The sequence below is a fragment of the Nodularia sp. LEGE 04288 genome (assembly GCF_963896525.1).
Lineage (GTDB): Bacteria > Cyanobacteriota > Cyanobacteriia > Cyanobacteriales > Nostocaceae > Nodularia.
Genome location: NZ_CAWQOY010000127.1, coordinates 20,894 through 40,483, shown reverse-complemented (window position 1 = coordinate 40,483; position 19,590 = coordinate 20,894). Strand labels below are relative to the sequence as shown.

The 19,590-nt window shown below is 41.5% G+C and carries 21 protein-coding genes and 1 tRNA gene; 8 read left to right on the top strand and 14 right to left on the bottom strand.

Annotated elements, in window-relative coordinates; all coding sequences use genetic code 11:
- Positions 1-45: 45 nt before the first annotated feature.
- Together hpsL and glmM are read right to left on the bottom strand one after the other, a co-directional pair.
- Positions 46-1,695, bottom strand: a complete 1,650-nt coding sequence (gene hpsL, locus AACX33_RS16835; protein ID WP_194002573.1) for a hormogonium polysaccharide biosynthesis protein HpsL — start codon at positions 1,693-1,695, stop codon at positions 46-48.
- Between the two features lie 109 nt (positions 1,696-1,804).
- Positions 1,805-3,277 (bottom strand): phosphoglucosamine mutase, encoded by a 1,473-nt coding sequence (gene glmM, locus AACX33_RS16830; RefSeq protein ID WP_194002575.1) that lies wholly within the window; start codon positions 3,275-3,277, stop codon positions 1,805-1,807.
- Between the two features lie 543 nt (positions 3,278-3,820).
- Here glmM and AACX33_RS16825 point away from each other — a divergent pair.
- The 4 genes from AACX33_RS16825 (at position 3,821) to AACX33_RS16810 (ending at position 7,779) form a co-directional block, all read left to right on the top strand.
- Entirely contained in the window at positions 3,821-4,537 is a 717-nt protein-coding gene (locus AACX33_RS16825) for a biliverdin-producing heme oxygenase (RefSeq protein ID WP_194002577.1), read from the top strand.
- Between the two features lie 345 nt (positions 4,538-4,882).
- Positions 4,883-5,743 (top strand): glycosyltransferase family 8 protein, encoded by an 861-nt coding sequence (locus AACX33_RS16820; protein ID WP_194002579.1) that lies wholly within the window; start codon positions 4,883-4,885, stop codon positions 5,741-5,743.
- A 505-nt stretch (positions 5,744-6,248) separates the two neighbouring features.
- Entirely contained in the window at positions 6,249-7,289 is a 1,041-nt protein-coding gene (gene cobW / locus AACX33_RS16815; protein ID WP_194002581.1) for a cobalamin biosynthesis protein CobW, read from the top strand.
- 13 nt (positions 7,290-7,302) lie between these two features.
- A complete protein-coding gene (locus tag AACX33_RS16810) occupies positions 7,303-7,779 on the top strand; it encodes an ABA4-like family protein (protein WP_194002583.1) in 477 nt (158 codons plus the stop codon).
- Between the two features lie 392 nt (positions 7,780-8,171).
- Here the strand turns inward: AACX33_RS16810 and AACX33_RS16805 are convergent, their stop codons facing one another.
- The 4 genes from AACX33_RS16805 to AACX33_RS16790 form a co-directional block, all read right to left on the bottom strand.
- Complete coding sequence (locus tag AACX33_RS16805) at positions 8,172-8,417, bottom strand: acetyltransferase (protein ID WP_194002585.1); 246 nt, start codon at positions 8,415-8,417, stop codon at positions 8,172-8,174.
- A 61-nt stretch (positions 8,418-8,478) separates the two neighbouring features.
- Positions 8,479-8,694 (bottom strand): hypothetical protein, encoded by a 216-nt coding sequence (locus AACX33_RS16800; RefSeq protein ID WP_194002587.1) that lies wholly within the window; start codon positions 8,692-8,694, stop codon positions 8,479-8,481.
- A gap of 62 nt (positions 8,695-8,756) precedes the next feature.
- Positions 8,757-9,065 (bottom strand): DUF3181 family protein, encoded by a 309-nt coding sequence (locus tag AACX33_RS16795; protein ID WP_194002589.1) that lies wholly within the window; start codon positions 9,063-9,065, stop codon positions 8,757-8,759.
- A gap of 119 nt (positions 9,066-9,184) precedes the next feature.
- Positions 9,185-9,442 (bottom strand): 2TM domain-containing protein, encoded by a 258-nt coding sequence (locus AACX33_RS16790; RefSeq protein WP_194002591.1) that lies wholly within the window; start codon positions 9,440-9,442, stop codon positions 9,185-9,187.
- Positions 9,443-9,882: 440 nt separating this feature from the next.
- On the opposite strand from AACX33_RS16790, the gene AACX33_RS16785 reads away from it, so the two are divergent.
- Complete coding sequence (locus AACX33_RS16785) at positions 9,883-10,080, top strand: DUF2795 domain-containing protein (protein ID WP_194002593.1); 198 nt, start codon at positions 9,883-9,885, stop codon at positions 10,078-10,080.
- Here the strand turns inward: AACX33_RS16785 and moaC are convergent.
- Positions 10,073-10,588 (bottom strand): cyclic pyranopterin monophosphate synthase MoaC, encoded by a 516-nt coding sequence (gene moaC / locus AACX33_RS16780; protein WP_194002595.1) that lies wholly within the window; start codon positions 10,586-10,588, stop codon positions 10,073-10,075. The two genes, AACX33_RS16785 and moaC, sit on opposite strands and share 8 nt — an antisense overlap.
- A 36-nt stretch (positions 10,589-10,624) precedes the next feature.
- Here moaC and AACX33_RS16775 point away from each other — a divergent pair.
- Positions 10,625-10,698 (top strand) — tRNA-Arg (locus AACX33_RS16775).
- 119 nt (positions 10,699-10,817) lie between these two features.
- Here the strand turns inward: AACX33_RS16775 and AACX33_RS16770 are convergent.
- From AACX33_RS16770 to AACX33_RS16760, 3 genes are read right to left on the bottom strand one after another with little or no spacing between them, the layout of a single operon-like run.
- Positions 10,818-12,053, bottom strand: a complete 1,236-nt coding sequence (locus AACX33_RS16770; protein ID WP_194002597.1) for an MFS transporter — start codon at positions 12,051-12,053, stop codon at positions 10,818-10,820.
- Between the two features lie 44 nt (positions 12,054-12,097).
- Entirely contained in the window at positions 12,098-13,111 is a 1,014-nt protein-coding gene (locus tag AACX33_RS16765) for a glycosyltransferase family 2 protein (RefSeq protein ID WP_194002599.1), read from the bottom strand.
- 5 nt (positions 13,112-13,116) lie between these two features.
- Positions 13,117-13,821: a C40 family peptidase gene (locus AACX33_RS16760; RefSeq protein WP_194002601.1), complete on the bottom strand. Its 705-nt coding sequence runs from the start codon at positions 13,819-13,821 to the stop codon at positions 13,117-13,119.
- 6 nt (positions 13,822-13,827) lie between these two features.
- On the opposite strand from AACX33_RS16760, the gene AACX33_RS16755 reads away from it, so the two are divergent.
- Positions 13,828-14,766 carry a serine hydrolase gene (locus tag AACX33_RS16755; RefSeq protein WP_194002603.1) on the top strand — a complete coding sequence of 313 codons (939 nt, stop codon included), beginning with the start codon at positions 13,828-13,830 and terminating at the stop codon, positions 14,764-14,766.
- Between the two features lie 379 nt (positions 14,767-15,145).
- Positions 15,146-16,459, top strand: a complete 1,314-nt coding sequence (locus AACX33_RS16750; RefSeq protein WP_194002605.1) for an efflux RND transporter periplasmic adaptor subunit — start codon at positions 15,146-15,148, stop codon at positions 16,457-16,459.
- A gap of 48 nt (positions 16,460-16,507) precedes the next feature.
- Here the strand turns inward: AACX33_RS16750 and AACX33_RS16745 are convergent, their stop codons facing one another.
- From AACX33_RS16745 to AACX33_RS16730, 4 genes are read right to left on the bottom strand one after another with little or no spacing between them, the layout of a single operon-like run.
- Positions 16,508-16,831, bottom strand: coding sequence for a HigA family addiction module antitoxin (locus tag AACX33_RS16745; RefSeq protein WP_194002607.1), 324 nt, complete (start codon positions 16,829-16,831; stop codon positions 16,508-16,510).
- Positions 16,832-16,845: 14 nt separating this feature from the next.
- A complete protein-coding gene (locus tag AACX33_RS16740; protein ID WP_194002609.1) occupies positions 16,846-17,139 on the bottom strand; it encodes a type II toxin-antitoxin system RelE/ParE family toxin in 294 nt (97 codons plus the stop codon).
- 58 nt (positions 17,140-17,197) lie between these two features.
- A complete protein-coding gene (devC, locus tag AACX33_RS16735; protein WP_194002615.1) occupies positions 17,198-18,355 on the bottom strand; it encodes an ABC transporter permease DevC in 1,158 nt (385 codons plus the stop codon).
- Positions 18,356-18,373: 18 nt separating this feature from the next.
- Positions 18,374-19,585 (bottom strand): ABC exporter membrane fusion protein, encoded by a 1,212-nt coding sequence (locus AACX33_RS16730; protein ID WP_194002616.1) that lies wholly within the window; start codon positions 19,583-19,585, stop codon positions 18,374-18,376.
- Between the last annotated feature and the right edge of the window lie 5 nt (positions 19,586-19,590).

Below are 19,590 nucleotides of genomic sequence, written 5' to 3'. Positions count from 1 at the left end.
GTTACTATTGACCATTTTATTTCACTAACAATGGCAATAGAAGCGTTAAATTTTGATCGGGGAAACTTTCTGCTTTGTGGTTTTTAGCAGATGAGCATTTTGTCTTTCTTGTTTATCCAGGATTGGCAATTTGAACAGTAACCCGGCAGAAAACCAGTAGTATACAGCTACCGGATCAACATCTAAAGGATAATAGTAAGTGTTATAGCTAATAAATAGGATAAACACCCACAAAGCACCAGCATAAGTCCGGAGATTAGGGTCTCTGATCGAACGATATGTTTTGAAACCAGTAATTGTCAGGGTTGTGACCAAGGCGAAAAATCCCAGGACTCCCACAATACCTATTTCCCATAACAATTTAGGGTAGTATGTTTCTACAAGCTTGGTTCTACCCAATGAGCGAGCGGAGTTAGTCGCCCGACCTAAACCACTACCAATGGGGCTAGCTACATTCTGCCAATTTTCTTTAAACTGCTGGACGATAAAGGTTTCGGGAGGTGCAGCTTCCACTCGATTCACAAAACTATCTATCCTCTGTTGGACAACGCCTGGGTTAATTGCCATAGCTATTCCCAGAATCAGGGAAAGTGCTAGCCCCATCGGGATAAAGCGTTTCAGGTTACGAATTTCACCTGTAACTATTAGCAAGGCTGTAAAGCAGACAGGTACTAGGGCTAAGGAAATTCTCTGTCCAGAGATGACTGCATTGATAAAAACCGTTGCCAAAGAACCTAAACCTAGTACCCGCCAAATAATTGCCGGATCAGTGAAACTGGTGGCAAAGGCAAAAAAGGTGCTAGAAATCAAAAACCATGCCCATTGCCAAGGGGCTACAAAGGTTCCTGGTAATCGAATTACTCCCTGGCTAGGACTATAAAGTAGAGAACCCCCGAAATAACACCGGGCTTCTACTGTGGCTTTAAATAAATCTGCTCCTGTGGCGTTTCTAGTACCTTCACAGACTCCGCTTACTAGTAACATATATTGAATAATTCCCAGAGTACAGCAGATAAGTATGATTCCTACCTGTAGGCGCGATAAAAATAGGAAGTCTTTTTTATTCCGAATTAAATAGTAAGCACAGCCAATCAACGGTATATAGCCCAAATATACTTTGAGTCCCAGAATACCCATAGCTAAAGGATTTTCTTTGGCTGATGTTTCTAGAAGTCCCACGGCGGCAGGATTGAACTGTTGTCCACCATTGATAAATATCAGCGTTAGCAGGCAAAAACCCCCGAAAATAAACAGAGGAATCTTCAAAGCTTTGGGAATTATCAGTGGTAGCTTTTGCTGGCGGCAAGTCTGCCAAAATGCAATCAAGGCGGGAATGTAGAAAGAATCTTTAGCCAGTTGCAGAATGGGACTGTTGCCGATGTAGTAGGTGATCGTACCCCCAAAGGGCATATAAATCAGAAAAGCAAACAAGGCTGGGCGAGGATATTTGTAGGAAAAGGTCATGACCAGGATTGCCAAAACCCCAGGAATTACTGCCTTAATTCCACCTACGAAAAAAAATAGAATGCCAAATAAGACACTGGCAAAGACAGTTACGCCCAGCAGGGTGGTAAATTCTTTATGTGCTTGAGCTGCTTTACTTTTTTGGGCTAACCGTTCTTTGAGGCTAGAAGTTGCAGCTTGCTTGGTCTGCTGTTTTTTTGAGTTTTTCGATTTGCGTTTGGTGTTCAGCATATAGGACTCCTAGCATAAAATTGGATGGCGATATTTTAGGTAAAATTCCAGATTTGGGATTTTATCTGGGCATTTAACCCAAATCTACCTGTGGCAAATTTCCCAGACTTTATCGGGCTAAGTGTTGCTGGACTTGATAGACTAATTCGTTTGTCCAGTGGTTAGCCAGTTCTGCATTGGCGGCTTCGACCATGACTCTGATGACTGGTTCTGTACCAGAAGCTCGGACTAAGATTCGGCCTGCATCACCCATTGCTGTTTCGGCTAAGGCGATCGCTTGTTGTACTGGTATACAATTTTGCCAATTCAAACGGCGATCGCGATCTACAACTCGGACATTCCGCAAAAATTGGGGATAAGTTTCAAAGCTTTGATCTACCATTTCGCTGAGGGGAACACCAGCCTGTTTGACTAAAGCTGCTATATGTAAAGCTGTTAACAAGCCATCCCCGGTCATGGCGTAATGGCGGCACAGAATATGACCAGACTGTTCACCGCCTAACATTCCCCCAGTCCGCATCATTTCTGCTTGGACATATTGATCACCGACGGCGGTACGAATTAAGTTCCCACCTTGTTGTTCCCACGCCCTCTCAAAGCCTAAGTTGGCCATGACTGTAGAAACAATCAGGTTATCTGGCAGTTGTTGCTGTTGTTGTAAGTGTTTTCCCCACAAGTACAGAATGTAATCGCCATCGACTTCTCTACCAGTATGATCGACAGCTAAGACGCGATCAGCATCGCCATCAAAGGCAAAACCCAAGTCGGCGTGATGTTCCTGGACTGTGGCTTGGAGAATTGCTAAGTGAGTGGAACCGCAATTAACGTTAATGCGATCGCCATCAGCTTGATTATGTAAGCAGATTACCTCTGCCCCCATTTGGGTAAAGACTTTGGCGGCTAACCCAACGGCTGCACCCCAGGCTAAATCTAAAACAATTTTCAGCCCTTGCAGATTTTCCGTTTTCTGCAAAGATGCTTTCAAAGTTTCGCCATACTGATCCACTAATTCCCAGCGGGAATAATGCCGTCCACAATGACTAACTTTACCTGCAACTGTATGTCCACGTAGTCCCGCCTCAATCTCTGCCTGCAATGCTGGAGATAACTTCGCACCATTGCCATTAAAAATCTTAATGCCGTTGTCTTCTGGGGGATTATGGCTGGCAGAAATCATCACTCCACCGATCGCTTCACTAATACTGGTGAGATAAGCAACCGCAGGAGTGGGACATAACCCCAAATACCAAACCTCCACCCCGGCTGCTGTTAACCCGGCACTTAAAGCCATCGCCAGCATATCGCTAGAATTTCGGGAATCTTGCCCCAGGATGACTGGCCCTGGGTGACAACTATGATTTTGCAAAACCATACCCGCCCAAAAACCCACTTGTAATGCTAAGGGCGCATTCAGTAATTCTCCGACTTCTCCACGAATGCCGTCTGTGCCAAATAAGGCCGTCGTCGGTAGTGATAATAAGTTCAGTGCAAAATTGCCATCCAAACCTTTTGCTGGTTTGTGAGATTCGGACTTAGAACTACCTCGAATCTCGCCTTGGGTTTTATTTATAGATGTAACCATAAGTTTAAACTCCTCACACCATCACATTGGAAAATATCACTTTACACGTTAATTCAGCAATTTCAACTGAGCTAAACGTTTATCTGTAATATATACTGATTTTTATTTCAAAAATCAGCTTAATTCGATTTTTTTAAGTATATTTACTGAGGTTTTCTTTTTGGAAATGTCAGTATTTTATGTAACTCTAATTTTTTCGTATTTAATGGTTTTCAATGAAATTCTTCCTAGCGATAGTTATTTGCGGCTATTTGCCAAGTTTATCAAAGGCTGAAAAACTGTGAATATGAGAATTTTGCCGCGATATTAAAGGTAAAACCAAAATTTAGCTCAGAACCACAAAAAATTCATCAAAACTTGCTTATGGACTTTCTCAATTACTGAGCCTCATTGATGTTTGCATTCAAGTACAAATTCCGGCTACTTAAAAAATTTTAATATAAATTCTCATCAAATAGTTTTAATCTAACTTTTTGATGGTCTTTTTTAGCCATTCATAAATCGTAACTTCAGCAGTTAACCTTTTAAGTTGAGAAATTTAGTATGAGCAGCAATTTAGCCAGCAAATTACGTCTAGGTACTAAAAAAGCGCACACAATGGCAGAAAATGTGGGTTTTGTCAAGTGCTTTTTAAAAGGAGTGGTAGAGAAACACTCTTACCGGAAACTAGTTGCTAACTTTTACTTCATCTACTCCGCGATGGAAGAGGAGATGCAAAAGCACCATCAGCACCCGATTCTCGCGAAAATTAATTTTCCCCAACTCAATCGCAAGCAGACCTTAGAGCAAGACTTGAGTTACTATTTTGGTGCAAACTGGCGGGAAGAAGTGAAACTTTCGCCAGCAGGTGAAGCTTATGTGCAACGCATCCGCGAAATATCTCAAACAGCACCAGAATTACTTATCGCCCATTCCTATACTCGTTACTTGGGTGATCTATCCGGGGGTCAAATTCTGAAAAACATTGCAGTCACAGCGATGAATTTGTCTGAAAATCAAGGTACTGCTTTCTATGAATTTGCCGAAATTACCGACGAGAAGGCATTCAAAACCCAATATCGGCAAACTCTGGATGAATTACCCCTGGATGAAGCTACAGGCGATCGCATTGTCGATGAAGCTAACGCCGCTTTTGGCATGAACATGAAGATGTTCCAAGAATTGGAAGGTAATCTGATCAAATCCATCGGTGTCATGCTGTTTAACAGTCTCACACGCCGCCGCCATCGTGGCACCACCGAACTCGCTACGGCTGAATAACATAGTCAACAATCAGGAGTGATTTTCATCACCCTTAAAATCAAAATACTAAACTCAGCTTTATCCAGACAAAGGGTTCAAATCCCATGATTTCTCAAAGCTTTTAATTCTGAATGGGGAAGTTACCAAAGTTTAAAGCCTTGATAGATATGGGTTCCAGCCGATGGAGTCACCATCAGGTAAATGGATAAAGTTGAGTTTAGTCACGTTTTACTTAACTTGCTGGCAAAATAAAACTTTGAAATCTTCCTGACAAGTCAAGTTAATCTGTTTTATGGGTTAACAAGTAATAATATTGTGCTTGTAAAATATTTAGAGTATGGATAAGACTTAAGGAATCAGAATATGGAAGTTTTGTTTTGTTTTGATGGCAAGTATGAACAACACTTTGGTGCAGCTGTAACTTCCCTGATATTGAATAACCTGGATAATTTAACCAAAGTCCATATAATAACTAAAAAAATCACTAGCAACTTTCAGCAAAAAATTGATCAACTCAAGACACAAGCTAAAATTGATTTTTTGATTTATGAAGTAGACGATGCAGAAGTTAAAAACTTAAAAGTCTCTCAACATATATCTTCTGCTGCATATTATAGATTACTAGCTGCGGAGATTTTGCCAAATAATCTTGATAAAATACTTTATCTTGATTCCGATTTAATTGTTAATGGTTCAATTCTAGAACTATATAATTATGACATATCGAATTATATAATTGCAGCTCATGGCAAAAAAGTTGTCACCAACAAAAAAAGGCTAGAACTTAATAGCAATTACTATTTCAACTCCGGTGTCATGTTAATTAACTTAGAAACTTGGCGCAATCTGAATATTGGGAATAAATGTATTGAATTGATTCGCGATCGTCCTGAGATGATCAAGCTATGGGATCAAGATGCTTTAAATAAAGTGATTGATGGTCAATTTCTGAATGTAGACCCAAAATGGAATTCATTGATTGATTTATATGGGGGTAATTCCCAAGCTAATGATCAATCAATTGTAGTTCACTTTACTGGTTCTTTAAAACCCTGGCATAGCTGGTGTATTAGTCCTGATAAAGGGATTTACTGGACATACTTAAAAAAATCACCTTGGTCAAATTGTCGTCCAGAAATACCTGATAATTTTCCCCAATTCTTATCTGCAATTAAAGCAATTTTCCAACAGATTAAAAATTTAAGTAAATCCACTAAAAAATAAGTAAACTTGCTCTGTGATTATAGTAATTCGCTAAAAACACCCCACCCCTAGCCCCTCCCCGCAAGCGAGGAGGGGAACTGGATTTCCGCTTAAACCTTGTTTTTAGGGGCGGGAAACCCTTTCTGGATAAAGATTTGTGTCTACCGTAGCGCAAGGGAGGAGGGGAGACAAAGCATAGAGTTATACTTGTAGACTTTGATAAATTTAGGCGTAGGTTGGGTTATTCGCGTTAGCGTTGCGGAGCAAGAAACGGAACCCAACGCCAAAAATCTTTGGTTTTGTGGGATTTCACTTCGTTTAACCCAACCTAAATTTCTTTTCTTTCATCAGAGTCATAAAAAAGCGTTAGACACCAACAAAGGTTTCATGAACCAATTTTTGAGCATTCCTGTGAGATTTCAGCTTAGAATAACTGAGTCAAACTTGAAAATCAGCTTACCACCAGTATTCTAATTTGTAATTATTGACACTTAAAATCCAGTGGAAATCAGGCAAAAGCAAAATTATGGCTACAAAAATTCCTGTCACAGTGATTACAGGCTTTTTAGGCAGTGGTAAAACCAGCTTAATTCGCCACCTACTACAAAACAACCAAGGTCGCCGCATTGCAGTGTTAGTCAACGAGTTTGGCGAACTGGGTATTGATGGCGAATTGTTGAAATCTTGTCAAATCTGCCCCGAAGATGGGGACGATGAAAGTAATATTTTTGAATTAACCAACGGCTGCTTATGCTGTACCGTGCAGGAAGAATTCTATCCCACGATGCAAGAATTAATCAAGCGGCGAGATAGTATTGACTGTATTTTAATTGAAACTTCTGGTTTAGCTTTACCAAAACCGTTAATTAAAGCCTTTCGCTGGCAAGAAATTCGCGCCGCCGCTACAGTCGATGCAGTGATTACCGTAGTAGATTGTGCAGCAGTAGCATCAGGCACATTTGCCAGTAATCCAGATGCGATCGCCGCCCAACGGCAAGCAGATGATAGTCTAGAACATGAAACACCCTTGCAAGAACTGTTTGAAGACCAACTGGCTTGTGCAGACTTGGTGGTGTTGAATAAAACTGATTTAGTAGATATTGCCACCAAACATCGAGTAGAGGAATTGATTAAGCAAGAGTTGCCCAGAGTGGTGAAGATTGTGTCAAGCGATCGCGGTAAACTGGATGCTTCTATCTTATTAGGATTCCAAGCCGCAGTGGAAGATAATTTAGATAGTCGTCCCAGCCATCACGACAGCGAAGAAGACCACGAACACGACGAAGAGATTACCTCAACTCACTTAGTTTTAGACCGCACCTTTGACCCAGAGAAACTGCAAGCACAACTGCAAAAACTGGCTAACCAACAAGAAATATATCGTATCAAAGGCTTTGTCGCAGTGGCTAACAAACCCATGCGCTTAGTAATGCAAGGTGTCGGAACTCGATTTGATAAATTTTATGATCGTCCCTGGAAACCACAAGAAGCTAAACAAACCAGTTTAGTTTTCATTGGTCGTGATTTAAAATCTTCAGAAATAGAATCACAATTGGTAGCTTTATAATCTCCCCAAATTTATGAATATCTCGCAACTATTTGACATTGCCAATATTTTCGTTTTACCCTTTTGGGTGTTGATGATTTTCCTACCCAACTGGAAATTAACACGGGGGGTAATGTCATCATATTTACCTTTTGTGGTGCTGGCTGGCACATATTTGTATTTGTTTGTCAACAGCATTACGCCAGAAAATGCCGCAGCTTTATCCAATCCCCAATTAGCCGATATTGCCCGATTCTTTAGCGATGAAACGGCTGCTGCAACAGGTTGGATTCATTTTCTAGTGATGGATTTATTTGTCGGTCGCTGGATTTATTTAGAGGGTCAGAAAACAGGTATCTGGACAATTCACTCTATTGCCTTATGTTTGTTTGCTGGCCCTTTGGGTTTACTGTCGCATATCTTGACTGACTGGATTACTAAGGCTTTTTTCCCCAATTCACAGACAGGTGAAGCGGTAGTAGAAGAGGCTGTTTCTTCCAGTAGCAGTTAGATTCAGAAAAATTAACCACAGATAAACACAGATATAGCTGGGGAGTGGGGAGTGGGTTAAAACATTAGTCCGTAACCCAGCATAAACTTCAGGATAATGGTGGGTTACGCTGCGCTTTAGCGAAGCCATGCCCCTTGGGCTATACCCACCCTACAATTTTTGGGTAATTTATTTTTTGGTGTTCCCTTATCTGTTTATGTCTTAACCTTCTTGGCGGTTGCTATAAATATTCTCGTGTTAGGCAATATTAGGTTTATTTTTGTGGGTTGGGCTTTTTTACCGCCCATTTATCCCAACAAAGCCTCGCAAATATGGGGTTAACCTGTGGGAAGCAAGCTACGTTCCTTGCTCCGCAACGCTGAAGCGAACAACCCAACCTAGTACGTAGATATTTATCTCTGTTTTTCGGTGCTAGATGATGATGAAAGTTGAGGATGTCTATAATTTGCATCTACCCAACAACGTGGTAGACCTTCACCAGAGGGGAATATGAGATTTTGCTTTTTATAGGCATCCGGTTCTTGTTCTTCTTCACCTAATTGGTCTTGGGCGTGGATAATGTTAGTATTGGGATCGATTAATTCCTGAATATCAAGAACTTTGATGATATCTTCAGAATCTTTGAGTTGTAAAAACATCTAATTAACCTCACTAAATTTGTAATCACAATTGATGCGAATTTTCCGAAAAATTTCTTACTTAATGAGATTTTTCCACCAGTTTCTTAAACCGCAGATATGCCTGTTCTGGCGTTAGCGGTTCCGATTCTTCTTCGTTGGGGATGTAGTATTGCCTGCTGTCAGGAAAATGGCGCACGAGAAAACTGGGTATTAAACCCAAGCTTAAAGCTTTTTTACCAAGTTCTTCTGCTGTTTCGGCTAAACTGTATTCGTCGTGAAACTGATATGTACTCATATCCTTCACCTCCTGGTCGAGGTTGCCCAAAAAGCAAATGATTAACGCTCAGAACGCAGAAATTAAATCTGACTTTGATATTTTTCTAAAATATCTACTAGGTTTACTTGGCATTGCAGTGGTAGTAGATCATTTAAAGGCAATTCTTTTCTCCCACCACCAATTTTTACGGGGATAGATTCCAATACTGCTATCACTCGGTCTTCATCTACAGTTTTAGAACTAATTAAGGGATACATCTGTTCAGCCACGACAGTATGTAGTTTGGCATCAGATAAATAAAGATGCCACTTAGCAATGTCTATATAGACGGCTTCGCCAATTTCGGCAGCTAGGGCTTCCAGTAATTCTGTGGTGTGAGTTGTCGCCATAAAAATCACCTTATATCAACAAAGAGCGTTAACTATCAGGGTCTTTAATATTATCGCGCAATTATCAAGCTGAATCTACCACCACAGGTTATAACCGCCCTAGCCTCAACAGTCTGTCTTCAGGTGGATTTCGGTGGAGTTTCGGTATAGTTAGCGATCGCACTAATATAAATCAGATGCACCAACAATACTAATATCCAACCTGCTGTTAACCAGGGTAGCCACTCCCAGGTAGCTGCTTTGAGGTTGTGGATAAACCATAAACTAGAATTAACAGCTGTAGTCAGTGCTACATGAACAGCAAAATTAATCCGGTCATCTAACTTGCGGAATGCTGGGTCTTTGCGGTCGGGTTTGCGAGGCCAACGAGGAGGCATAAAAATTTATTTATTACAGACTTGAACACAGTAGAAACACAGCTGATTGCCATGTACTTACTCATTTTAAGGTTTTTAGGGTTCTCTGGCCACAAAACCTCGAAAATCAGATCAGGTACAAATTTATCTGTGTTCATCTGTGATTAGTGACATCTGGTGATCAATCTTGATTAATCGCTATGAATATTACCAACTACAGAAGCTATCAAAGACAAATATTTCTACATCAACCAATTGGTTGAGCTTTTAATTTATCTTCGTAAAAAATGATTCATCTTTTTGACAGACGGAGTTAATTCCTTAACTTGTCAAGATATTAATAGGACTTACGCATAATCTACGTTTTCTTGGCGTTCTTGGCGGCTTGGCGGTTCGATAAATCAAGATTTTTGGCAATTGTTGCGTAAGTCCTGATTAATAAGCATTAGAGGTTGATCAAAATGACGAAAGCAAATCCCGTTGAAATCCAAAAACATTTGAAAGGTGTTGATTATCCGGCTAGCAAGCAAGAATTAATTCAGCACGCACAAAAACAAGGCGCGGATCAAGACTTACTTTCCATATTAGAGCAACTACCAGAAAACCAAGAGTACGAAACTCCAACTGATCTCAATAAAGCCATCGGCAACATTATTTAGATGATGCTACTGGCGAGGAATAGTCGCCTGATTTCCCGCCAGTTTTACTTACTAGTTGAATCGATTCAATTACAATAGACTTTTCTAAAGCTTTGGCCATATCGTATAAAGTCAAAGCCGCCACAGAAACGGCTGTTAATGCTTCCATTTCTACACCTGTTTCGGCTTTGGTTTTGACTATGGCATGAATTTGATAGCCAGGAAGTTGGGGGTCGGGTGTGACTTCAACTGTAATTTTTTGTAGTGGCAAAGGATGACACAGGGGAATCAATGTAGCTGTCTGTTTAGCTGCCATAATTCCCGCCAACCTCGCCGTGGCTAATACATCCCCTTTTGGGGCATTGCCGGCTTGAATTGCAGCGAAGGTTTCTGGCAACATTCGCACCTGAGCCACGGCTACTGCTTCTCTGATAGTAGGCACTTTTCCAGACACATCAACCATCTGTGCTTCGCCCTGATTATCAAGATGCGTTAAATCGGCAGAATTAGATAAAAAATGGTCTTGCATTATTTTGATAGTAGTGTTAATATGAAATTCTTGTGAGGGTGTGTAGCTCAGTGGACTAGAGCACGTGGCTACGGACCACGGTGTCGGGGGTTCGAATCCCTCCTCGCCCGTTTGAAAAAAGAAAAAGGCAAAGTAGAGATAATTCTATTTTGCCTTTTTTTAATTTCTAGTACAGAACGGCTGAAATTTTGACTTTTGACTTTTGATTTTTGACTTCCGCGCAGCGGTACTAGTTGCCATTATTTAACGCATAAGTATCTTTAGCACGCCCCAAAGCAAAGCGCAGGGAATTGTTGAGGTCATGGCTAGACTGGGTGAGAAAGATGATAATCGCTAAAAAAGTTAAACCAGCACCATAACCAAACATATTGCGGTAACCTACTTGTTCGGCGATGGAACCGAGAACCGGCCCGGCGATCGCAATCCCAATATCCAATCCGATCAAAGATACGCCAAAGATTCGCCCTCGTTCATGAGGTAGGGCGCGGTCTGTCATCATCGCCGCCATCATGGGGATTGCTGTCCCAGAAGCAGCACCTTCGACAAATGCTGAGAGTAAGAACATCGGGGCGCTGTTGGCTTGCCAAATACCTACCAATGCTAAGGTGAAGGCAATCAAGCTGAGGGTGATAAATAAACCTCTGCCATATTTATCAGAAGCTCGACCAGTGAACAACCTGACGTTAAAACTGGCGATCGCAGCTACTGTATAAAACAGTCCTGGATTCAAATCTATATTAGTTGATTTGATAAACAACGGCACAAAGGTATGCAAAGTACCTAAAGCCACACCAATTAACAACATGACAATTGCGGGAATCCGCACACGAGGACTGAATAGAAGTCCCCAAAATTGGTGATCAGCGGGGCTGGTATGGAGGGAATCAGCGATAGGGGGATTGATGATAGGTACAATACATAACATTCCTGCCAAACCCAAAGCCGCAGATAAGATAAATAATGGAGTGTAACCAGCTGCGGCTTGTAAATATCCCCCCAAGGCTGGGCCAATGGCTACACCCATCGGATTGACCAAACTCATGTAGCCAATCACTTCACCACGATTTTTTGCAGGGGCTAAATCTCCTACTAATGCGATATAAGCAGTCCCAAAAGCGGCAATACTGATGCCGTGAAAGGCTCGTAACACCATTAATGGGATGATTGTCGTGGCGAAGATATAACCTAGAGGTGCGATCGCAGCTGCTGACATCCCAATTAGCAAAACAATCTTACGACCCCGGCGATCGGCTAAATTGCTACACCAAGGGCGAAATAGCAACATCCCGATAGCAAAACTACCCATAACAATGCCAATCTGTTGACTGGTTGCGCCGATATCTTCGATATACAGGGGTAGAGTGGGCAGTAATGAAGCAATGCTAGACCAGAATAATAAACCTGCTGTAAATAACACCAGCAGGTTACGTCGTAGTTTAGCGTCCAATGTATGAAGAACTTTCAAAATAAATGTAAGTTTATTTCCAGAGTGTTAATCACATTGTTACGTTACTTAACATTTTTCGCTACTACTTCTCGCACCCGATAGATGGGACGACCTTGAGATTCATGGTAAGTCCGCATCAATAATTCAGCTAACAGACCAAAGCAAAACAACTGTACCCCAGTGACTAGCAGCAGAACTGCCAAAATCAGCAAAGGGCGATTACCGATAGCTTCACCGAAAGCTAATTTAATAAAAGTTAAGTAAATCCCAATCAGCGTTCCTGTCACCATCGAACCTAAACCCAATAGCCCAAAAACGTGCATCGGGCGGGTAAGGAACTTCTTCATAAAGTAGATAGTTAACAAATCCATCATCACGCGGAACGTCCGCCAAATGCCATACTTACTGCGACCAAAGCGCCGCGCATGGTGACGCACCTGGATTTCGGTGATTCGCGCCCCTTCAATGTAAGCCAAAGCAGGTAAAAATCGGTGCAGTTCACCGTAGAGATTCATATCTGCCAAAACTTCCGACCGATAAGCTTTGAGAGAACAACCGTAATCATGTAACTTAACTTCGGTCACTTTTCCAATTAGCCAATTGGCAATTTTAGAAGGAATTAAGCGGGAAACTACCGCATCTTGGCGTTCATGTCGCCAACCACTCACCAAATCATAGCCTTCTGCCAATTTAGCTAATAATAAGGGGATATCAGCCGGGTCATTTTGCAAATCAGCATCCAAGGTGACAATCACTTTGCCGATCGCATACTTAAACCCAGCCGCCATCGCTGCACTTTGTCCATAGTTACGACGCAACAGCACCGCCTTTAAATCAGTCCGGATTTTTGCCTGTTCCTTGAGAAATTCAGCCGATCCATCTGTAGAACCATCATCTACACAAATGATTTCATAACTAAAATTACTAGAGATGATATTGGAAGCGATCGCCTCTAGCAAAAGTGGTAAACTTTCCACCTCATCCCGCACCGGCACAACCACGGAAACATCGGGGACAATCACCGAAATCGCCCCAATTTCCCCATTTAACTCCTTGGAAATTAACCCACCCTTCATATTTCTCAGCGTCTCTGTGGTTTGTAACTCTTCATCACCCTACCAGCACCTCGCAGCTGCTGATAATATGACTGACTTACCCTATCGCCCTGTTCCGAGAGAATATCAATTCCAATCCCATTTCGCCCCTGATCTTTTCCCGAACTATGAATGTAATAACCATCACCCAAATACAGCCCCACATGAGTAGCCTTTTCGGGAGTGCCAAAAAACACCAAATCCCCAAGCGCTAACTCTGTCAAAGGAATTTTCTCAGTAAAAGCTTCCTGTTGATAAGCATCTCTGGGTAACCAAACACCCACCGAAACAAAAGCCGCCTGCATTAACCCCGAACAGTCGTAATTTGGCGCGACTGTACCACCCCACAGATAATAATTTGACTGTTGCATCGCTTTTTGGGTAAAAGCAATCACATTTGGTAGTAGTTTCGTAATTTCAGACTCAGAAAATGATTTAGCCTGATAAAGTACAGTAGCAGGTTGTAATATACCCAAATCGGCAAAAGATACCCACCCTGGATAGTCATCCTCACACAAACACACCTCCACTGCTGACACCTGATGATTTGATCTGATCCGCAAATGTCGCCCAGCAGCTGCTTGAGTTGTCAGGCGCGTACATTCAGGAGAGTCATATAAATTCAGGTCAGCAATACAGTGGTATTCTGCCGATGTCAAATTTATGATTTGGGATTCTGGATTAGAGAGCATTCTGCAATGATTTTCTTTAGAAAAGACGAACAACTCGAAAATATTGGTAATGGCATTTTAGAGGCAACTTGGTCAACATTTCCCACTTTAGCCCGTAACCAAGTCGCTTTAACTTGGATTGTTTACGATCCCCCAGTCCCTGTAAATACTGGTGGGGCTTTGACTCCTGACGCTTTTTGGAATCATTCAGTCCGTGGTTTTACTTATCGCGGTGTTGAGCGGATTTACCCGGCGAGTGTAGTCAAACTGTTTTATTTGGTAGCTGTGAACGAATGGCTGGAAAAAGGCATGACTTCGCCTTCCCAGGAGTTGTCAAGAGCCTTAAAAGATATGATTGTTGATTCTAGCAATGATGCTACCAGCTTAGTTGTAGATATCCTCAGTGGCACTACTTCCGGCCCAGAGTTACCTGTTGGCCCCTTTGAAACTTGGAAATATCAGCGTCAGATTGTCAACCGCTATTTCCAGTCTTTGGGCTGGGAGGAAATGGAAACAATTAACGTCTGTCAAAAAACTTGGGGTGATGGCCCCTATGGTAGGGAACGGGCATTTTATGGGGAAATGCTCGATAATCGCAATATGGTAACTACCAATGCGATCGCCAAGTTAGTTCATAGTATTGTGGGTGGGGTGGCAGTGTCTAGCGCGCGATCGCAAGCCATGATGAGTTTGCTCAAACGTAGTCTCAACCCTGATGATTCGCCCACTGACGTTGAAGAAGATCAGGTAACAGGTTTTTTGGGGGGTGGACTTACTCAAGATGCTCAAATTTGGTCAAAGGCCGGTTGGACAAGTCAAGTTCGCCATGACGCAGCATATATTGAGTTACCAGAACAGCGTCCTTATATTTTAGTAGTATTTACTGAAGGTAAAGCCAACGCTAAAAGGCGGGATATTTTACCTTTTGTTTCTCAGCTATTTGCCAAAGAAATTAGTAGTCTATAATTCGTAATTCGTAATTCGTAATTCGTAATTAATCATACATTTCTCTGAATTTATCAATGATGAAAACAGAAATACAAACAATATTTCCACTTATCAAATTTGTTTATGTGTTTTTAACTACAAATTACGAATTATTTTTACCAAGCCATGACGGCGCAGGTGTGGGCAGTATGGCAAAGCTCAACCGAATTTTTTCCCATCACCTTTTAAGTTGATTTTATCATGCACCTTGAGATAGATTTAAGCAGAATTGATTAAACAGTATATTTAGATATGTATTAGATCATATTTCACAAAGTTTCATCCTAAATCAATTATTTTCATGGCAAAATACCAAATCCTGATTTAGTGTGTTAGTAAATTTGTTTTTAGGTTTTCTATGACATCCCCTGATCCGCAAACTGATTTTGCAGACAATCTTTCACAAACCTCAGACAAGTCACCCTTAAAACAACGGCGGTGGCTACGATTATTGTTAGCTTTTATACTAATTTTTGGTGGTGGCACGGCTATAGTTTGGCGTGTTCTAAACCCTCCAAATCAAGCACCAGTTACTAATATTAAAACTCCAGGGGTAAGAGTCAAGGTATCAAGAGTACAAGTTGGTACTGTTGAGGAAAGTTCAGACTTTGTTGCTAGCTTAGATTCTCAGCGTTCAGTACAAATACCATCAAAAATTCCGGGACAAGTTACCCAAATATTTCTCAAATCCGGAGATCCAGTTGCAGCCGGAACAGCAATTATCCAAGTAGACTCTAGACAAGCAACAATCGCTGAAACTAATGCTGCGAGACAAGCTGCTGTCGCCCAACTGGAAAATTCCCGTGCTAAAGTTCAGTCCTTGTCAGCAGCACGCCAATCTCAAATTACTGATTTGCAATTGCAGCAACAGGAATATGATCGGTATGCTGAATTAGCAAATCAAGGAGCCGTATCTCGACGTTCTAGGGATCAGTATGCCAGCAGACTGGCTACAGCCAAGGCGAATCTTGGTGCAATTAATGCTCAGATTCAAGCAGAGCAAATCACCATATCACAGGCTGAAAAAGCCTTGCAACAAACTGAGGCAAATACGAGAAACCAACAAGTCCAGCCTCAAAATTACAAAATCACAGCCCCTTTTAGCGGCATAGTTGGCAAAATTCCGGTGAAAGTAGGTGATTTAGTCAATACTTCTACGCCACTGGTTACTGTTTCACAGAAACAACCTTTAGAAGTAAATATTTCTGTTCCACCTGAAGAAACCACCCAATTACGGAAGGGAATGCCTGTAGAAGTTTTGAATCCACAAGGTCAAATTCTGAGTACTAGTAAAATATCTTTAATTGCTCCTGATACTAATAATGAGCAGCAATCAATTCTAGTTAAAGCACTTTTTAATAATTCCGAAGGTCAGCTAAAACCCGATCAATTAGTGCGGGCGAGAGTGATTTTGAATCAGCGTTCTGGGGTATTAGTTCCTACAAAAGCAGTGTCTCGTCTAGGTGGGGAAACTTTTGTCTATGTGATCAAAAGGGAAGAATCGCCACAAGGGATATCTCAACTCATAGCTCGGCAAAAGCCGGTAAAGTTAGGCAATATTAAAGATGATCATTATCAAGTTTTGGCAGGATTACAGCCAGAAGATCAAATTGTGACTTCAGGACTGTTAAATCTCAAAGATGGTGTGCCGATAGTACCTGAAACTTTGTGATCAGTAACTGGTAATTAGTAATTAATCAAGTTTTTTACTAATTATTAGTTAGATTGCAATTTTTTGGTCTTGGTTTTCACTGAAGCTTAATATAGTATTGAGGTCATCTTCTTCCTCCTTGAGTACATGGTACAGTTCCCAATTTTGTTGAAGATTGAGCCAAAACTCAGAACTATTTCCCAAGAACTTAGACAGACGTAATGCAGTGCTTGGGGTTACACCACGCTTCCCATTCACTAGTTCATTAATTCGCTGGTAGGGGACATGAATTGATTGTGCAAGTTGAGTTTGCGATATTTTCATTGGTTCTAAAAAATCTTTAAGCAGAATTTCTCCCGGATGTGTCGGAGGTCTATTTTTTGGGGTTCTCATATGCGTATTACTTCTTAATGATAATCCACTATTTCAACAAGAGATGGTCCTTCTGGTGTCCATGCAAAACAAACTCGATATTGGTCATTAATGCGAATACTGTAATCACCTTTTTTATCTCCTTTTAGTGCTTCTAACCTATTGCCTGGTGGCACTTTCATATCATCTAAACAAAAAGCTGCATTCAGTTGGTCTAATTTTCTCTGTGTAACTTCCCAAAGATTAGTGGAACACTTCTTTCTAGCATCTTTTGAGTCCTTACCATCGAAAATATCTTCAGTTCCTTTATCTTTAAATGATACTATCATTTTAGCATGATAACACGGCTATTATGCTAAAATGTCATGATTATAAATTTATTCTTGTTTAAAAAATATCGGCTGGGTCTGCGGAGTTTAATTTTCGCATAGCGATCGCGCCGGAAATCAAACACATGGTCAGTGTCAAAATTAAAACTAAAATTATCCGGTCAGGAGTCATAAATAGCGGTAATTTTGTTACATTGCGGGTAAAGGCATACATAAAAAAGGAAACAACACCACCAGGAACAAAACCGCAGATAGCTAATATTAATGCTTCTTGAAATACGACCAATAATAAATAGGTATTACGATAACCCATTGCTTTGAGTGTGGCATATTCAGGCAAGTGATCCATGACATCACTGTAAATAATTTGATAAACAATAATTACACCCACGAAAAAGCCGATGGTCACACCCAAGGAAAAGATAAAACCAATCGCGCCATTTTCTTGCCAATATTTCTTTTCAAAATCAATAAATTCTTGACGGGTGAAAACTTGCACATCATCAGTCAGGTAAGACTCCAAGGCTTTGGCGACTAAATCCGCATCACTACCCGGTTTGAGGTTAATTAAACCTAAATTAACTTGACCTGGTTGTTGTCCTGAAAAAATCCGCAAATAGTTTTGGTCACTAGTGATCACACTAGCATTAGCTACAAAAGAAGCGCCAACTTCATACAAACCGCCAATTTGCACTTTACGCCCTTGCAGTTCTGTGGTGACAGGTTTACCCTCAGCAATTTGTGCGATCGCCTGTTCATATTTTCCGCTAGAGTTGCGGTCAAATAACAGCGTGTTGGGATATTTAATCTGATCCAGTCTTTGATTTACTTCCGGTAAATTGAACGCTGGTTGTTCTGGATTAAAGCCGATGACTAAAATTGATTCATCCAGCTTCGTTTGGGGACTTTTCCAAACACCTAAGCGGACATACAAAGGATTAACAGACTCAATTTCCGAGAAGTTAGCAGCTTGAAACAAACGACGACGAGGAAAACTACTGAGAAGCCCGAAATTTTGCGCTTGGCGGCTCACCAACACCACATCAGCTTGTAAAAGTTCATGAAAGCGAGTATTACTATCATATAAAGCCGATTGAAAGCCTAACTGCATTAACATCAAAAAGTCAGCAAAAGTAATTCCACAAAGAGCTACTAAAAACCGGCCTTTTTGCTTCATTAATTGCCGCCAAGCTAAAGGAATTTTACGCTTAAACATACGGATAATAACTAATGACTAAGGACTAATGACTATTTCAACATTCACCTGAAGATTGGTAAAATTAGCCACTTGCTGACTAGAAGCTTCATCTAAACGAATTTTGGCTTCAATTACCCTGGCATCTGTAGCGGCCGTGGGGTCACTATCTAACACATCTTTCTTAGCCACCTTCAAGCCAATACGATCCACTGTGCCGCTTAATTCACCTTTAAAAGCATTACTAGAACTGGTAATGATCGCAGTTTGACCAGGGCGAATTTTAGCAATATCACTTTCATAGATTTCGGCGATCGCATACATCTGATCAGTTTCCCCAAGTTCGACAATTCCCTCCTCGCCGATGGTTTCACCGGGACGAGCTTGAACGCGGAGAATTTGACCTGCTTGGGGAGCGCGAATGTATGCGACATCCAGCTCAACTTGCATTTTTGCCACAGTGGCGATCGCACTATCGACTTCTGCTTGTGCTATGGCTACATCTGTAGGACGTACCTCTGCTGTTTGCTCTAAGGTGGCTTTGGCTTCTTGAATCTGTGCTGTGAGAGTGCGTTGAGTTCTGCCTAAACTGGCTTTAGCACCATTTAATTCCTCTTCGGCGGTTTTGACGGTTAATCTGCGAGTATCGAGGGCTGAAGCAGCGATCGCACCTTCCTGGTAAAGACTTTCATAGCGGCGAAATTCCATCTCTGCATTTTGTAACTCAGCTTCCAGACGAGCATTAGTAGCTTCCTGGGTTTGGATTTCACCATCTAACTGTGCTTGCAGATTTCTCACAGTGGCTTCTCTAGCGGATATTTCACCTTGTTTTGCACCAGCCCTCACCTGATCTAACCGTGATCTCGCCACTCGGACTTGTTGCTGTGCTTCCTTAAGATTAGCTTGCAGGCGATCGCGATTATCCAAAATAGCAATCACATCTCCAGCCCTAACTTGCTGACCTTCATCAACCAACAATTGAGCCACACGACTACCACCACTAGGATCAGTAGGAGCCGAAATTCTAACAACTTCCCCGGCTGGTGACAATCTTCCCAACGCATTTATTTTTGGCGTAACTGGTGGACTAACTTGTGTGGACACAACTGGAGTGGGACTAGTTTTTGGGCGAGTCACATAAACGACACCAGCCCCCATCCCCATTACCGAGGTAATACCCAAAGCGACTAACCAACGTAAATTGGGTGGAAACAAAGACGACTTTCTAATTTCCTCAGAATTTCGCAACATTCTAT

Bases quoted from the DNA above. Each gene is read 5' to 3' on its own strand.
- AACX33_RS16805 (WP_194002585.1), bottom strand. From the start codon at position 8,417: ATGTTTTTACAACTCAAAGATTCTGAAGATATCATCAAAGTTCTTGAT.
- AACX33_RS16730 (WP_194002616.1), bottom strand. From the start codon at position 19,585: ATGTTGCGAAATTCTGAGGAAATTAGAAAGTCGTCTTTGTTTCCACCC.
- AACX33_RS16800 (WP_194002587.1), bottom strand. From the start codon at position 8,694: ATGAGTACATATCAGTTTCACGACGAATACAGTTTAGCCGAAACAGCA.
- hpsL (WP_194002573.1), bottom strand. From the start codon at position 1,695: ATGCTGAACACCAAACGCAAATCGAAAAACTCAAAAAAACAGCAGACC.
- AACX33_RS16820 (WP_194002579.1), top strand. From the start codon at position 4,883: ATGGAAGTTTTGTTTTGTTTTGATGGCAAGTATGAACAACACTTTGGT.
- AACX33_RS16745 (WP_194002607.1), bottom strand. From the start codon at position 16,831: ATGAGAACCCCAAAAAATAGACCTCCGACACATCCGGGAGAAATTCTG.
- AACX33_RS16810 (WP_194002583.1), top strand. From the start codon at position 7,303: ATGAATATCTCGCAACTATTTGACATTGCCAATATTTTCGTTTTACCC.
- AACX33_RS16755 (WP_194002603.1), top strand. From the start codon at position 13,828: ATGATTTTCTTTAGAAAAGACGAACAACTCGAAAATATTGGTAATGGC.
- moaC (WP_194002595.1), bottom strand. From the start codon at position 10,588: ATGCAAGACCATTTTTTATCTAATTCTGCCGATTTAACGCATCTTGAT.
- AACX33_RS16825 (WP_194002577.1), top strand. From the start codon at position 3,821: ATGAGCAGCAATTTAGCCAGCAAATTACGTCTAGGTACTAAAAAAGCG.
- glmM (WP_194002575.1), bottom strand. From the start codon at position 3,277: ATGGTTACATCTATAAATAAAACCCAAGGCGAGATTCGAGGTAGTTCT.
- cobW (WP_194002581.1), top strand. From the start codon at position 6,249: ATGGCTACAAAAATTCCTGTCACAGTGATTACAGGCTTTTTAGGCAGT.
- AACX33_RS16760 (WP_194002601.1), bottom strand. From the start codon at position 13,821: ATGCTCTCTAATCCAGAATCCCAAATCATAAATTTGACATCGGCAGAA.
- AACX33_RS16785 (WP_194002593.1), top strand. From the start codon at position 9,883: ATGACGAAAGCAAATCCCGTTGAAATCCAAAAACATTTGAAAGGTGTT.
- AACX33_RS16790 (WP_194002591.1), bottom strand. From the start codon at position 9,442: ATGCCTCCTCGTTGGCCTCGCAAACCCGACCGCAAAGACCCAGCATTC.
- AACX33_RS16795 (WP_194002589.1), bottom strand. From the start codon at position 9,065: ATGGCGACAACTCACACCACAGAATTACTGGAAGCCCTAGCTGCCGAA.
- AACX33_RS16740 (WP_194002609.1), bottom strand. From the start codon at position 17,139: ATGATAGTATCATTTAAAGATAAAGGAACTGAAGATATTTTCGATGGT.
- AACX33_RS16765 (WP_194002599.1), bottom strand. From the start codon at position 13,111: ATGAAGGGTGGGTTAATTTCCAAGGAGTTAAATGGGGAAATTGGGGCG.
- AACX33_RS16750 (WP_194002605.1), top strand. From the start codon at position 15,146: ATGACATCCCCTGATCCGCAAACTGATTTTGCAGACAATCTTTCACAA.
- devC (WP_194002615.1), bottom strand. From the start codon at position 18,355: ATGTTTAAGCGTAAAATTCCTTTAGCTTGGCGGCAATTAATGAAGCAA.